We start from the raw sequence: 13,917 nt of genomic DNA on the forward strand, positions 1-13,917 counted from the left end.
CACTTCCAGACGTCTAAATGGCTTTGCTGTTGGATTGCCATTAATTTCCTTAAGGGTTAAAATCCGCGCTCACGGCTAAATGAGAACAGGTGAGTCATGGGAACAGAGTGGAACGGCGACTACGTCAGCCCCTACGCGGAACACGGTAAGAAGAGCGAACAGGTCAAGAAGATTACCGTCTCGATCCCGCTCAAGGTGTTGAAAGTGTTGACCGATGAGCGCACCCGCCGTCAGGTGAACAACCTGCGTCATGCGACCAACAGCGAGCTGCTCTGTGAAGCCTTCCTGCACGCTTTCACCGGCCAGCCGCTCCCTTGCGACGAAGACTTGCGCAAGGATCAACCGGACAGTGTCCCGGCCGAAGCGCGCGCCATCATGGAAGCGCTGGGCAAAGAGATCGAAGATTTCGACAAGGAATAACCCCCAATGACGCGGCCCTGGCCGCGTCATTGCTATCTGCCATGTCCCGCTTCAGCCTGCGCCACTACCACCACCACGTCTGCAGCCATAGCCACGACTTTGCCCAGCTGGTGATCCCCCTCGACGGCCCCCTCGAGATTGAGGTGCAGGGCCGGGGGCGCAGGCTTGCCCCCGGTTCTGCTTGCGTCATCGCTCCCGGCGAGCGGCACGACTACGCCGCCGATCCTGCGCTTTCGTTTCTGGTGCAGGAGAGCGACTGGCTGCCCGGCGATCTGGCGGCTTGCCCCTTTATCGAGCTGGATGAGCCCCAGCGCCACTACCTCGCTTTTCTGCACCGCATGGTGGCCGAGGGGCGGCAGGTGGCGGGCATGGAGCAGGTGTGGCTCTCCCTGTTGGCTGAAGGGCAGGGGATGCAGAGCACTGCCACCCCGCGTCTTGCCGCTCGCATCCTCAAGGTGCAGCGCCATATCGAGGCCAACCTTGCCGCCCCGCTGACCAATCAGCAACTCGCCGCCATCGCCTGTCTTGGCCAGAGCCAGTTCAAGCTCGCCTTTCGCCAGCAGTTGGGGGTGAGCGTCTCCCACTACATTCGCAGTCGACGCATGGCGCTGGCGCGTACCCTGCTTGCCGGTACGCAACTGCCCGTTGGCGAGATTGCCAGCCGCTGCGGTTACCAGAATCAGGGGGCCTTCGGCGAGCGCTTCCTGGCCGAGACCGGGCTCACTCCGTCCCTCTGGCGCCAGCAAAACGGCCACCTGCCGCAACGAAACGGCTGATCGCCGAAGACGGGATGCTCTCTTTGGGCCATGCTGCGGGTCATGCAAGGTGCACGATAAACAGGAGCCGAAATGGAGACGATTAGCTGGCAGGATTTCGAGATGGTGGAGCTCCGGGTGGGCACTCTGGTGCGGGTCGAGCCGTTCCCCGAGGCGCGCAAACCGGCCTACAAGGTGTGGGCGGACTTTGGCCCTGAACTGGGGGTTCGCAAGAGCAGTGCCCAGATCACCGCTCTCTACCAGCCAGAGCAGCTGGTGGGCCGCCAGATCATCGCCGTAGTCAACTTCCCGACCAAGCAGATAGGGCCGTTTCAGTCGGAGTTTCTGCTGACCGGTTTCTACCGGCCGGATGGCGCCGTGGTGATGGCCATTCCCGAGCAGGCTGTGGAGAACGGCGCCAAGCTGGGCTGAGTTCACACCCGAACAGAGATAAGAGAGGCGACCCAAGGTCGCCTCTCTTTTTGTTATCTGCTGCGAGTCGTTACTTCAACAGGCTGAAGATCAGCGCCGATACCGCCAGCGAACCGGTCAGCAGGATAAAGCCGTTGGTCCAGCCGTGACGGAAGTGGGCCAGCTCCTCCACCTTGTAGATGGCAATCACCGGCATGATGAACAGGATCATGGCGATGACCGGGCCGGAGAGGGTCTCCATCAGCCCCAGAATACCCGGGTTGATGACGGCGGCGCCCCAGATGGCGAAGAACATCAGGGCGATGCCCAGTTTGTCCGCCTTGGCAAGCGGCAGGCCGGTGGGCTTGGCGATCAGGCTTTTGAGGCTTTCGCGGGCACCGAGGAAGTGGCCGAGGAAGGAGGAGCTGATGGCGATAAAGGCGATGAGCGGCCCCAGAGTCACGATCACCGGGTTGTCGGTGATGTTGGCGAGATAGGAGAGCACAGAGACGTTCTGGGCCTTGGCTTCGGCCAGCTGGGCTGGCGAGAGGCTCAGCACGCAGGAGAAGACGAAGAACAGCACGAAGCCCACCAGCATCACTGTGGTGTTGCGCAGGATCAGGCCGCTCTTGGCTTCTGCCTGCTCGCCATATTCACGACGCTGCACGTTGGCAAAGCCGGAGATGGCGGCGGCGTGACTGAAGGCGAACACGGTGACCGGCAGCGCCAGCCAGACGGTGTTGAGGAAGCTGACCCCTTCAAACGCGGTCACTTCCGGCCATTGCCACTGGGGAATGAGGTAGCAGGAGAGGGCCGCCAGAATGGCCGCCAGCGGATAGACCATAAAGGCGAAGGCGCGCAGCATCGCTTTCTCCCCCGCCAGCATCACGGCGATCATGGCGAACACCAGCACGCCGGAGAGCATCACCCGATCCGGGGTCGCCATCCCGAGCTGGTTGACCATGAAGCTCTCCACCGTGTTGGTCAGCCCGACCCCGTAAATGAGCAGGATCGGGAAGATGGAGAGGAAGTAGAGCGCCGAGATGAGGCGCCCGGCCATCTTGCCGAAATGCTCCTCCGACACTTCGGTGAAGTCGGCGTGGGGGCGTGACGAGGAGAGCACGAAGCGAGCCAGCCCGCGGTGGGCCAGGAAGGTCATGGGGCCTGCCAATACCGCGACGATGACGAGGGGCCAGATGCCGCCCAGACCCAGATTGATGGGCAGGAACAGGATGCCGGCGCCAACCGCGGTGCCAAACAGGCTGATGACCCAGTGGGTGTCGTGACGGCGCCAGCGGGTGGTGCTGGCAATGGTGGAGCAGGAACCGGATAGCTCCTTGGTAGCCTCTACAGATAAACTCATTACTAATTCACTTTTTGTTAGTGTTTTAATCTGAGTTCATTGTGGTTTATCGGGATTTAATTCTCAAAAGGCGAGGCTGAAACATATCACTGCCATTGCGGGGTTTAGCCAGCGAGATTGGGAATGGAATCTGGATCACAGAATGCAACAAAACTGACAGTGGTGATTTTTGTGAAATATAAAACCAAAATTTGATCTGCACTCGTTTTTTTATTTTGGCTAATCAGGTGTTTTCAGAATTACGTGAAAAATCGCACCATATCTCGCCGACCGATTGTGATGTTTCACTATCATTTTGTCGCTTTGCCAGCGCATCACGCTGTTCAAGAGCGCCTTGACCAGCGGATCACACCGGCCATCACCCGGGGTAACTTCCCTGAAAAAGCAGGCGGCCATCGGGCCGCCTGCATGTCTGGAGTGATGATATCGCTACTCGTCTAGTGGGCCAGAATGTTGCCCCAGGCGAGATCCGGATCCCCCATCACGATAAAGTCCGGGTTCTCCAGCGACTCGGTTTCGTTGTAACTGAGCGGCTGCAACGCCAGGCTGAGGATGCGGCCACCGGCTGCCTCGACGATGCACTGGGCGGCGGCGGTGTCCCACTCGCCGGTGGGGCCGAGTCGCACGTAGCAATCGGCCGCACCTTCCGCCACCAGACAGGATTTGAGGGAGCTGGAACCAAGCGGGATCAGCTCGTAGTTGATGGCTGGGTTGAGACGGCGGGTGAGGTTCTCCAGCTTCTGGCGGCGGCTGATGGCGACCACCAGCGAGTCGGGCTGGTCATGCTCGTGGTGCATGGCGCTGATGGGCAGTACCTCGCCATTCACCTCCTTGAAGGCGCCGTAGCCGCGCACCGCCCAATAGAGCACGTTGGACTCGGGAGCATAGATGACCCCGAGCACCGGCACATTGTCCCGCACCAGGGCGATCAGGGTGGCGAAGTCGCCGCTGCCCGCGATAAATTCGCCGGTGCCGTCGAGGGGATCCACCAGCCAGTACTGCCGCCAGTTGGATCGCTGGCTGAAGGGGATGTCGGCCGCCTCTTCAGTCAGCACGGGAACGTGGGGAGTGAGCGCCGAGAGCGCCTGCTTGAGGTAGGCATCGGCAGCAAGATCGGCACTGGTGACCGGGGTCGCATCCTCCTTCAGCTGACGCTCGAACTGACCGCCGTGATAGATGTCGTGAAGGATCCTTCCGGCTTCGCGGGCAATCTCCTTGACCCCCGGCACCCAGGCCAACAACTCCTGCATCTCGTTATCCTCTGTCTGTTAACTGCCCGTCTGCGGGCTACTTTGCCTGCTCCGCCAGCCACTTCTGGGCCAGGAGCAGGGCACTGATGCTGCGCGACTCGGTGAAGTCGGGTCGTGCCAGCAATTCGTCTATCCGGTTTAGCGGCCAGGGGATCACTTCCAGCGGTTCGGGCTCGTCGCCGATCCGCTGTTCGGGGAAGAGATCCCGCGCCAGCAAAATATCCATCCGGCTGGAGAAGTAACCAGGCGCCAGCGACACCTGTTTGAGCAGGGTCAGGCTGTTGGCGCCAAAGCCTGCCTCTTCCATCAGCTCCCGGTTACCCGCCTCGAAGGAATTCTCGCCCGGGTCGATCAGCCCCTTGGGAAAGCCCAGCTCGTAGGAGTGGGTGCCGGCGGCATATTCGCGCACCAGCAGCAGGGTGTGGGCATCGAACAGCGGCACCACCATGACGGCGCCACGATTGCCGCCGCGCATCCGCTCGTAGACCCGCTCTTCGCCGTTGGAGAACTTGAGGTGTAGCGATTCCACCTTGAACAGTCGGCTCTCGGCGACGATATCGGCCTTGAGGATCTCCGGCTTGCTCTTGGGGTGATCCAGTTGGTCGGCTGAGATGTGCTCGGGTTTGCTCTTGTTGGGGTCGCTCATCGGACGCTGGCTGCTCGTTAAAAAATCGTGCATCAAGAGTAAACGACTCTCACACCGAACACCACGGGCCAGGGATGGCAAAGGGGGAGGAAAAATCCGTTATACTGCCGCCCCGTTTTCCGAGATCCGCGATCAAGAGGCCCGATGCCACACTCCCGCTCCACCACCTTGCCATGGCACCAGATAGATACCGTCTTGCTCGATATGGATGGCACCCTGATCGATCTGCATTTTGACAACCACCTCTGGCAGCAGCTGGTGCCGGAGCGTTACGCCGAGCGGCTCGGGCTGCCACTGGATGAAGCCAAAGCGCAGATCGATGTCCACTATCACGCCGTCAACGGCACCCTCAACTGGTACTGCGTGGATTACTGGAGCGAGACCCTGGGGCTCGACATCCGTGCCCTCAAGCAGGAGCTGCTGGCGAAGATCCAGTGGCGTCCCCACGCCATCCCCTTTCTGGCCGAGCTGCGCGCCGCGGGCAAGCAGCTGGTGCTTTTCACCAATGCCCACCCCGCCAGTCTGTCGGTGAAGGATGCGCAGCTGGGACTAAGCGACCATCTGGATCTGATGGTGAGTACCCACGAGCTGGGCTGGTCGAAGGAGAGCCAGCACTGCTGGCAGGCACTGGCCGAGCGGCTGGCGTTCGATCCGGCCCGTACCCTGTTTGTGGATGACAGCGAGCGGATCCTGCGGGCCGCCGCCGACTATGGCATCGGCTATCAGCTGGCGATCCAGAATCCGGACAGCTGCAAGCCGGAGCAGAGCATCACCGCTTTTCCGGCGATCCGCGACTATGCCGAGTTGCTGCCGCTGGCAATCTGAGTCTGCTGAAACGAGAGAGGGCTGCATCGTGCAGCCCTCTCTGTATCTGAAACCTGGCGGTGAAAAAATCACAGCTCCCGAAACGGGCGCCGCTTCTCCTCTTCGATGACGATCGCCTCCAGATTGGCGACCCGCTCCTGCAGCTCCCGGATGACCAGATCCTGCTTGCCGAGGCGATCCGTGATACGGGCATCCCCCATCTGGTAGCGAGCTCGCTTGCCGAGATATCCGAACAATAGGCTGATAAATACGATCAGGACTATGCCTGTCCACATGGTCATGTCACGACTCCTTGTCGTCTATAAACGGCGAAAACGCTGATGGGATCCGTTCTGTTTTCTCACAGCCGCCAATTGGCCGCAATGGGGCCTGTTTCGCCTTTGTGATGCAGTTGGCTATTGCTGCCAGAGTGGTCGTCCGACCCAGAGCGCCCACAGGGTCAGGTGCAGCAGCACGATAAACCAGAAGACCAGCCGGTAGCTGCGCTTCTGGGTCTTGTGGCGCAGCCACTGGCGGGCCACCAGTGCGCCCGGCCAGCCGCCGCACAGCTCCAGCAGATGGAGCCTCGATTCGGGAATGCGCCACTCGCCGCGCACCGCCTGCCGCTTGTCCCAGGCGTAGGCGGCGACCGTGAGCAGACTCATGAAGAGCAACACGGCCAGCGGCCACCACAGCTGCTCGCGGAGGCCGAGCCAGAGGGCGGCGCCCAGTGGCAGCAGTGCCAGCGACATCATTGTGCCAGCTCCCAGCAGCGCTCCTCATCCTGCTTGAGTTTGCGGATCACCTTGGCCGGATTACCCACCGCCACCGAGTCGGCCGGGATGTCGCGGGTGACCACGGCGCCCGCGCCAATGATGGAGCGCGGCCCAATGGTGACACCGGGGCAGATGATGGCGCCGCCGCCAATCCAGCAGTCGTCACCGATCCGCACCGGCTTGTTGTAGGCGGTCCAGTTGCGTCGCTCCAGATAGTTCATGGTGTGGATGGCGGTGTAGATCTGCACGTTGGGGGCCAGCAGCACATGGCTGCCGATGTGCACTTCGCCCACGTCGAGAATGGTGACGTTGAAGTTGAAGAAGGTCTTCTCGCCGATATGGATGTTGCGGCCAAACTCGCAGGTAAACGGCGTGCTGATCCAGCAGGAGTCGGGGCAGTGGCCAAACAGTTCGCGGCAGATCTGCTGGCGCAGCGGCGCATCGCCAGCCGGTGAACCATTGAGCCGGGCCAGCAGCGCCTGACCGCGGATCCGGTCGTTGGCTATCTCCTCGCTCTGGCTGTCCAGTGCCCCGCCTGCCAGTACCTTGTCCCAGTCGCTCGCCATTGCTACCTCCTCATGCTGCAAGAGGGGGCAGTATACGTGACAAGCGGGAGGGGCGTCAGTCTGTCACTTATGGCAGGTGATCCCGGTCAACCTGCGGGCCAGATAAGGGGCAGGATCAGTAGGGCCGAGACGAAGTAGGGCAGCAGCACCCGCAGCCCGAGACTGCGACCGCCAATGCCGAGGGCCAGCAACCCCTTCACCAGCGAGTTGACCAGTCCGGCCAGCAGGATGCCGCGGGCCGCTACCTCCAGCGCCAGCTCCTTGTGGGAGAGCTGGGAGAGCGACAGCGTGATGGCGTCCACGTCGGTGATCCCCGACACCAGCGCCAGCAGATAGACCCCTGAGCTGCCCACCTTGTCTTGCAGCAGGGTGGCCATAAAGCCGATCAGCGCCAGCAGCAGGCCGAACTTGATGGCGGTGGCAAGATCGAGCGGGTTGCTGGTTTCCGGCTGTACCGGGCCGTCAGTCAGCTCCTCGCGCTGGCGCCAGAACCAGAAGGCAAAACCGTAGACCGTGGTCGCCAGCAACACGAGCGGGGCGGCGAGACGCATCGCCAGCTCGCTGTGAATCAGCAGTACCAGTACCAGCAGCCGCAGCCACATGGTGGCCCCTGCCAGCAGGATACCGGTGGCCAGCAGTCGCTCCAGCCCGCCCTGCTCCTTGTTGAGACGGGCGAACTGCAGGGTAAGGGCGGTGGAGGAGGCCAATCCCGCCAGTATGCTGGTGAGCACCAGCCCGGCGCGGGTGCCGAGCAGCCGCACCGCGAAGTGGCCACAAAACGAGATGCCGGCGATCACCACCACCATCAGCCAGATCTTGAAGGGATTGAAGGCATCGAGGGGCCCCATCTCCTCGTTGGGCAGCACCGGCAACAGCACCAGCGAGATAAGCAGAAAGCGCAGGGTGGCGTGGAATTCGGTTTCGCTGAGAAACAGCATCCCCTGCTGGATCTTGCCCTTGAGCCCCATCAGCAGGGCGGCCAGCACGGCGCAGGCCACCGCTTCGCTCGGGCTCAGCAGCACCGACATCAGTCCCAGCAAATAGGTGAGCAGCATGGCGACCGAGCTGGTGAGGCCAAACTCCCCTTGCCAGCGCTGGGCCAGCCAGACCGAGAGGCCGCAGCCGATCACCACCGCTAGAAGGCCGAGCAGCGGCAGCCAGGGGCCCAGGGTAGGCAGCAGCAAACCGCACACCCCGCCGAGCAGGCCGATGAGGCCGTAGGTACGCATCCCGGCGATGCGCTGGTTATCACCCAGCTGGCGAACCTGCCAGCCCCGCTCCAGTCCAATGATGAGGCCGATGGCCAGCGAGACCAGGGCACCGTTGACCGGTTCTGCATTGATCCACATAGCGACTTCCTTTTCGTCATCTGCCTGCCTTGTTCCCATGATGGCACAGCGAGCAAGGGGCCAGAGGGGCATGGCTCACAGAGTCTGCGTCCGGCTCCCGGTGCGGGTGGCTGAGCTGATATGAGCAAAAGAGATAAGCAAAGAGTTATTTCTTTCTTCTGGGCATAACAACTCCACGGCATGCTGTTCTCAACCCAACAAGATATGGAGAATCACCATGAAACTGCGAATGACCGCCCTGACCCTGCTCTCTCTGCTGGCATTTGGTCAGGCCAATGCCGCCGAGATCCGCCTGCTCAATGTCTCTTACGATCCGACCCGCGAGCTGTTTCAGGAGTACAACGCCGCTTTTGCCAAGGAGTGGAAGGCCAAAACCGGTGACGATGTGGTGGTGAGCCAGTCTCACGGTGGTTCCGGCAAACAGGCCCGCGCCGTGGTGGATGGACTGGAGGCCGACGTGGTATCGCTGGCGCTGGCCTACGATGTCAACGCCATCGCCAAGGCGGGGCTGACCGCTGCCGACTGGCAGAGTCGCCTCGGCAACAACGCCTCGCCCTATACCTCCACCATTGTCTTCCTGGTGCGCAAGGGCAATCCCAAGCAGATCAAGGATTGGGATGATCTGGTGCGCAAGGATGTCGCCATCGTGACTCCCAACCCCAAGACCTCTGGCGGGGCACGCTGGAACTATCTGGCCGCCTGGGGGTATGCCCTGAAGAAGAGCGGCAGTGAAGAGGGGGCCAAGCAGTTTGTTGGCGATCTATTCAAGAACGTGAAGGTGCTGGACTCAGGCGCCCGCGGTGCCACCACCAGCTTTACCGAGCGTGGTCTCGGTGACGTGCTGCTGGCGTGGGAGAACGAAGCCCTGCTGGTGCTTGGTCAGGCGGGTGCCAGCGACAAGTTCGAGCTGGTGGTGCCTTCGGTCTCCATTCTGGCGGAGCCGCCGGTCGCGGTGGTGGACAAGGTGGCCAGGAAGCACGGTACCGAAGCGGTGGCCAAGGCCTATCTCGATTATCTCTACTCTGACGAGGGGCAGCATATCGTCGCCAAACATCACTATCGCCCCAGCAACCCGGCGATCCTGAAGGAGACGGCAGCCCAGTTCCCACAGCTTGCCTTCTTTACCGTCAAGGATCTGGAAGGGGATTGGGAGAAAGCCCAGAAGAAACACTTCGCCCAGGGTGGTTTGTTTGACCAGATCTATCAGCCGGGTCGTTGATAGCTTCGTTATCCATCACTGAACTGGCCCCTGTGCCAGCCGATAGGAGCACCAAGATGAACAAGATCCTCCTGGTTCCCGGTCTGCACAACAGTGGGCCGGATCACTGGCAGAGCCGCTGGCACGATCATTTTCCCCAATGGCAGCGGATGACCGGGCTGCCGTGGGACAAGCCGGACCTCAGGGTCTGGAGTGCCAAGCTGGCGAGCAAGTTGAAACGTCGCCGCAGCCGGGTCCATCTGGTGGCCCACTCTTTCGGCGCCCTGACCGCCATCGCGGCGGCCCGCTTGCAGCCGGAGAAGGTGGCCTCGATCTTTCTGGTGGCGCCCGCCGATCCCGCCCGTTTTGGCATTGCGGATGAGGCCTTGGCCGGGCCGCTGCAGGTGTCGGCCCAGCTGGTGGCCAGCCGCAATGATCCCTGGATGAGCTTTGAACGGGCCGAATACTGGAGCCGTCAGTGGCAGGTGCCGCTGTTCGATGCCGGTGAGGCGGGCCATATCAATGCCCAGTCCGGTCATGGGGATTGGCATCAGGGGCTGCATTTGCTGGGGGCACTCTACCGCCGTGGTGAGCTGGTGGTGGCACCGGTCAAGACCGCATCGCCCCGGCCGGTCGTATTGGGCTTTCGCTAGGTATCTGTGAAGTGGTTGGAGGGTTGGCGAGCGCGCTGTTCACTGGCTACTCCATGCCCCCGTTCTTTGAATGCTCCGCTCCGTATTGCTCCATTTCTTAGGTCTTTTATTTATATAAAAGACCTTTTTTTATTTGGAGTGCGCCAAGAGCCTTGTGACTCTGCAGTTAGACAAAAAAGTGATTAGCAAAGTCGCAATTGATGTTTGTTGCCGATGAGGGGAGTGCGCAGAATCACCATATCGAAGATTCTTCATAACAGATGGATGTGTTATGCGATTTGGTTCTTATTCTGTCCTGCCCGGTTTTGGCCCCACCTTGGGGTTCAGCCTGCTCTATCTGGGCCTGCTGGTGCTGTTGCCGCTCTCGGCCCTGGTACTGTTTGCGATCAACAACCTGACCGCCGCCGAGTTCTGGCAGGTGATCGGTTCACCCCGGGTGCTCGCCTCCTTTCGCCTGAGCTTCGGTGCGGCCTTTGTCGCGGCGCTGCTCAACAGCCTATTTGGCCTGATCCTGGCCTGGATCCTGGTGCGCTACACCTTCCCCGGTCGTCGTCTGGTGGATGCGCTGATCGACCTGCCATTCGCCATGCCGACCGCCGTTTCCGGCATCGCCCTGTGCGCCATCTTCGCCCCCAACGGCTGGATCGGCCAGTTGCTGGCGCCGCTCGGCATCCAGCTCGCCTACAACCCTATCGGGGTGGTCATCGCACTCACCTTTATCGGATTGCCGTTTGTGGTGCGTACCCTGCAGCCGGTGCTGCGGGAGGCTGAAACCGAGCAAGAGGAGGCCGCCGCCAGCCTCGGCGCCGATCGCTGGCAGACCTTTCTGCGGGTGCTCTGGCCGACCCTGATCCCGGCCCTGCTCACCGGCTTTGCGCTGGCGTTTGCCCGCGGGGTGGGGGAGTACGGCTCCGTCATCTTCATCGCCGGCAACCTGCCGATGGTCTCGGAAATCGCGCCGCTGATGATCATGAGCCACCTGGAGGAGTATGACTATGCCGGCGCCTCCGCCATCGCAGTGGTCATGCTGCTGATTTCGTTCATTTTGTTACTGCTAATCAACAAGTTGCAGGCCTGGAGCTGGTCTCGCATCGGAGGGAGCCGGATATGAGTTCATCTGCTATCGCCATTGAGGCGGCCTCTATGGAGGCGACCCCCGCTCGCAAGGCACCGGTCGTGATCCGTGAACCCCAGTGGGTCAAGTGGCTGCTGATCACGGTCGGTTTGGGCTGGTTTGCCGCCCTGTTGCTGCTGCCGTTGGCCACCGTCTTTATTCAGGCGCTGACGCCGGGGCTCGCCTTCTTCTGGCACGCCATCAGCGAGCCGGATGCCCTGAGCGCCCTCGGTCTCACCGCGTTGGTGACCCTCTGTGCGGTTCCACTCAATCTGCTGTTCGGGATTGCGGCGGCCTGGGCTATCGCCCGTTTCCGCTTCCCCGGTCGGCAGCTGCTCATCACCATCATCGATCTGCCCTTCTCGGTGTCGCCGGTGATCGCCGGTCTGATGCTGGTGTTGATGTTCGGCAGCCGCGGCTGGTTTGGTGACTGGCTGAGCGAACATGACATCAAGATCATCTTCGCCACCCCGGGGATCATTCTGGCCACCACCTTCATTACCGTACCCTTCGTGGTGCGCGAGCTGCTGCCCCAGATGGAGGCGCGCGGCCCGGAAGAGGAGGAGGCGGCCATCATGCTGGGGGCGAGCGGCCTGCAGATGTTCTGGCGCGTCACCCTGCCCGGCATTCGCTGGAGCCTGATGTACGGCCTGCTGCTCTGTACCGCCCGCGCGGTCGGGGAGTTTGGCGCGGTGTCGGTGGTTTCCGGTCATATTCGCGGCCAGACCAATACCCTGCCGCTGCATATCGAGATCCTCTACAACGAGTACCAGACCGGTGCCGCCTTTGCAGTGGCAAGCCTCTTGGCTCTGTTCGGGATCTTCACCCTGCTGGGTGAAACCCTGTTGGCCCGGCTGCGTGTCCAGCCCACCAAATCTCACTGAATCACCGTTTTAAAGAGGCAGCCATGAGCATTCAGGTTCAACAACTCAACAAGCATTTCAATCAGTACGCGGCGCTGGCAGACATCAACCTCGACTTTCACGACGGTGAGCTGGTGGCCCTGCTCGGCCCCTCCGGCTGTGGCAAAACCACCTTGCTGCGGATCATCGCCGGGCTGGAGCAGGCCGACAGTGGCCACGTCATCATCCGCGGTGAGGACGCCTCGGATCTCCATGTGCGCGAGCGCAACGTCGGCTTCGTGTTCCAGCACTACGCCCTGTTTCGCCACATGACGGTGTTCGAGAACGTGGCGTTTGGCCTTAGGGTCAAACCGCGCAGTGAACGCCCGGCCGAGGCGGCGATCCGCGCCCGGGTCAAGGAGCTGCTTGATCTGGTACAGCTCAGCCACGTGGCCGAGCGCTATCCGACCCAGCTCTCCGGCGGTCAGCGTCAGCGGGTTGCGCTGGCCCGCGCGCTGGCGGTGCAGCCCAAGGTTCTGCTCTTGGACGAGCCCTTTGGCGCCCTCGATGCGCAGGTGCGCAAGGAGCTGCGTCGCTGGCTGCGCGAGCTGCACGACGAACTGCACGTCACCAGTCTGTTCGTGACTCACGATCAGGAAGAGGCGCTGGAGGTAGCGGATCGGGTGGTGCTGATGAATGCCGGACGGGTCGAGCAGATCGGCACCCCGGCCGAGGTCTATGACCAGCCCGCCAGCTCCTTCGTCCACAGCTTCCTTGGCAGCGTGAACCAGTTCCGCGGTCGGGTGGCGGAGCAGGGATTCGGTGTCGGCGAGCAGCTGCTCGGCGGGCCGTCGGCTTCTCATCTTGCTCACGGCAGTGCCGCCATCGCCTATGTCCGTCCCCATGAACTGGAGATTCTGCCAGCCGATGCGCCGGGCGGGATCCGCGCCACCATCACCCGTCTGCTGCCCATGGGGCCACGCATTCGGGTGGAGCTGCGTGGTGACGGTGAGACCAAAGGGGCTCACTATGAGGCGGAGCTGACCAAGGAGGCGGCCAAGCTGTTTGCCCCGGGTCAGGGGGTGAAGCTGGTGGCCAGACAGGCGCAGTTCTATCCCGACTATCAGATTTGATGCTGTGTTGCGGGCGGTGTGGCCGCTCGGTTCAGGCTGTCAGCCGGGCATGATCCCGGCCAAATAACAAAAATGAGAGGGGCGAGCAGATTGTGTCGCCCACTCTTCGCAGGAGGCGACAAGGTGAATTTTCAGCAGTTACGAATTATCCGGGAGGCCGCGCGGCGGGATTACAACCTGACCGAGGTGGCCAACGCCCTTTTTACCTCGCAATCCGGGGTGAGTCGCCATATCCGCGAGCTGGAGGAAGAGCTCGGCATCGAGCTCTTTATCCGCTACGGCAAGCGGCTGCTCGGTATGACCGAGCCTGGCAAGGAGCTGCTGGTGATTGCCGAGCGCATTCTCAATGACGCCAACAACATCCGCAAACTGGCCAGCACCTTTGCCAACCGCGACTCGGGCCGCTTGCTGGTGGCGACCACCCATACCCAGGCCCGCTATGCCTTGCCGCGGGTGGTGAAGGCGTTTCGCGAGCAGTTTCCGCTGGTGCAGCTGGAGCTGCGTCAGGGCAGCCCGGAGGAGATAGTGCGGCTGGTGCAGACCGGCGAGGTGGATATCGGCATCAGCAGCGAGCAGCTCGACAAGAGCGAAGGGGTGGTGGCATTCCCCTACTACCGCTGGCACCACAATATCGTGG

Annotated in this window: 17 protein-coding genes; 10 read left to right on the forward strand and 7 right to left on the reverse strand. The window is 61.8% G+C overall.

Annotated features, from left to right (window positions below; genetic code table 11):
- The first annotated feature begins 96 nt into the window (after positions 1 to 96).
- The 3 genes from metJ to DBR30_RS04035 all read left to right on the forward strand — a co-directional run bounded on the left by metJ (position 97) and on the right by DBR30_RS04035 (position 1,607).
- Positions 97 to 420: a met regulon transcriptional regulator MetJ gene (metJ, locus tag DBR30_RS04025; protein ID WP_005340251.1), complete on the forward strand. Its 324-nt coding sequence runs from the start codon at positions 97 to 99 to the stop codon at positions 418 to 420.
- A 41-nt stretch (positions 421 to 461) separates the two neighbouring features.
- On the forward strand, positions 462 to 1,196 hold the full coding sequence (locus tag DBR30_RS04030; RefSeq protein WP_108541079.1) for an AraC family transcriptional regulator: 735 nt from the start codon (positions 462 to 464) through the stop codon (positions 1,194 to 1,196).
- A gap of 72 nt (positions 1,197 to 1,268) precedes the next feature.
- Complete coding sequence (locus tag DBR30_RS04035; RefSeq protein ID WP_108541080.1) at positions 1,269 to 1,607, forward strand: tRNA-binding protein; 339 nt, start codon at positions 1,269 to 1,271, stop codon at positions 1,605 to 1,607.
- A gap of 70 nt (positions 1,608 to 1,677) precedes the next feature.
- Here the strand turns inward: DBR30_RS04035 and DBR30_RS04040 are convergent, their stop codons facing one another.
- The 3 genes from DBR30_RS04040 to nudE form a co-directional block, all read right to left on the reverse strand.
- Positions 1,678 to 2,949 (reverse strand): aromatic amino acid transport family protein, encoded by a 1,272-nt coding sequence (locus DBR30_RS04040; protein WP_108541081.1) that lies wholly within the window; start codon positions 2,947 to 2,949, stop codon positions 1,678 to 1,680.
- 437 nt (positions 2,950 to 3,386) lie between these two features.
- Positions 3,387 to 4,199 carry a 3'(2'),5'-bisphosphate nucleotidase CysQ gene (cysQ, locus tag DBR30_RS04045; protein ID WP_005357849.1) on the reverse strand — a complete coding sequence of 271 codons (813 nt, stop codon included), beginning with the start codon at positions 4,197 to 4,199 and terminating at the stop codon, positions 3,387 to 3,389.
- Positions 4,200 to 4,236: 37 nt separating this feature from the next.
- On the reverse strand, positions 4,237 to 4,845 hold the full coding sequence (gene nudE / locus DBR30_RS04050; RefSeq protein ID WP_181363479.1) for an ADP compounds hydrolase NudE: 609 nt from the start codon (positions 4,843 to 4,845) through the stop codon (positions 4,237 to 4,239).
- 144 nt (positions 4,846 to 4,989) lie between these two features.
- Here nudE and yrfG point away from each other — a divergent pair, with 144 nt between their 5' ends.
- Positions 4,990 to 5,670, forward strand: a complete 681-nt coding sequence (gene yrfG / locus DBR30_RS04055; RefSeq protein WP_108541082.1) for a GMP/IMP nucleotidase — start codon at positions 4,990 to 4,992, stop codon at positions 5,668 to 5,670.
- A gap of 68 nt (positions 5,671 to 5,738) precedes the next feature.
- Here the strand turns inward: yrfG and DBR30_RS04060 are convergent, their stop codons facing one another.
- The 4 genes from DBR30_RS04060 to DBR30_RS04075 all read right to left on the reverse strand — a co-directional run bounded on the left by DBR30_RS04060 (position 5,739) and on the right by DBR30_RS04075 (position 8,340).
- The gene (locus DBR30_RS04060; protein WP_068977307.1) at positions 5,739 to 5,951 is read right to left on the reverse strand and encodes a hypothetical protein; all 213 of its coding nucleotides are present in this window, start codon (positions 5,949 to 5,951) and stop codon (positions 5,739 to 5,741) included.
- A gap of 114 nt (positions 5,952 to 6,065) precedes the next feature.
- Complete coding sequence (locus tag DBR30_RS04065) at positions 6,066 to 6,404, reverse strand: DUF1294 domain-containing protein (protein ID WP_108541083.1); 339 nt, start codon at positions 6,402 to 6,404, stop codon at positions 6,066 to 6,068.
- The gene (locus DBR30_RS04070) at positions 6,401 to 6,991 is read right to left on the reverse strand and encodes a sugar O-acetyltransferase (RefSeq protein WP_108541084.1); all 591 of its coding nucleotides are present in this window, start codon (positions 6,989 to 6,991) and stop codon (positions 6,401 to 6,403) included. The genes DBR30_RS04065 and DBR30_RS04070 overlap by 4 nt, the downstream gene beginning before the upstream one ends.
- 86 nt (positions 6,992 to 7,077) lie before the next feature.
- On the reverse strand, positions 7,078 to 8,340 hold the full coding sequence (locus DBR30_RS04075) for an MgtC/SapB family protein (RefSeq protein ID WP_108541085.1): 1,263 nt from the start codon (positions 8,338 to 8,340) through the stop codon (positions 7,078 to 7,080).
- 217 nt (positions 8,341 to 8,557) lie between these two features.
- Between DBR30_RS04075 and DBR30_RS04080 the strand changes: the two genes are divergently transcribed.
- From DBR30_RS04080 to DBR30_RS21585, 6 genes are all read left to right on the forward strand, one after another.
- On the forward strand, positions 8,558 to 9,559 hold the full coding sequence (locus DBR30_RS04080) for a sulfate ABC transporter substrate-binding protein (RefSeq protein WP_108541086.1): 1,002 nt from the start codon (positions 8,558 to 8,560) through the stop codon (positions 9,557 to 9,559).
- A gap of 56 nt (positions 9,560 to 9,615) precedes the next feature.
- A complete protein-coding gene (locus DBR30_RS04085; protein WP_058058574.1) occupies positions 9,616 to 10,191 on the forward strand; it encodes an RBBP9/YdeN family alpha/beta hydrolase in 576 nt (191 codons plus the stop codon).
- A gap of 271 nt (positions 10,192 to 10,462) precedes the next feature.
- The gene (gene cysT / locus DBR30_RS04090; protein ID WP_058058575.1) at positions 10,463 to 11,302 is read left to right on the forward strand and encodes a sulfate ABC transporter permease subunit CysT; all 840 of its coding nucleotides are present in this window, start codon (positions 10,463 to 10,465) and stop codon (positions 11,300 to 11,302) included.
- A 32-nt stretch (positions 11,303 to 11,334) separates the two neighbouring features.
- Complete coding sequence (cysW, locus tag DBR30_RS04095) at positions 11,335 to 12,189, forward strand: sulfate ABC transporter permease subunit CysW (RefSeq protein ID WP_375061333.1); 855 nt, start codon at positions 11,335 to 11,337, stop codon at positions 12,187 to 12,189.
- A 23-nt stretch (positions 12,190 to 12,212) separates the two neighbouring features.
- Positions 12,213 to 13,280 carry a sulfate/molybdate ABC transporter ATP-binding protein gene (locus tag DBR30_RS04100; RefSeq protein WP_108541088.1) on the forward strand — a complete coding sequence of 356 codons (1,068 nt, stop codon included), beginning with the start codon at positions 12,213 to 12,215 and terminating at the stop codon, positions 13,278 to 13,280.
- Between the two features lie 123 nt (positions 13,281 to 13,403).
- On the forward strand, positions 13,404 to 13,917 hold a 514-nt coding region (locus DBR30_RS21585; RefSeq protein WP_258224270.1), incomplete at its 3' end, for a LysR substrate-binding domain-containing protein.

Source organism: Aeromonas sp. HMWF017, assembly GCF_003061465.1.
Lineage (GTDB): Bacteria > Pseudomonadota > Gammaproteobacteria > Enterobacterales > Aeromonadaceae > Aeromonas > Aeromonas veronii.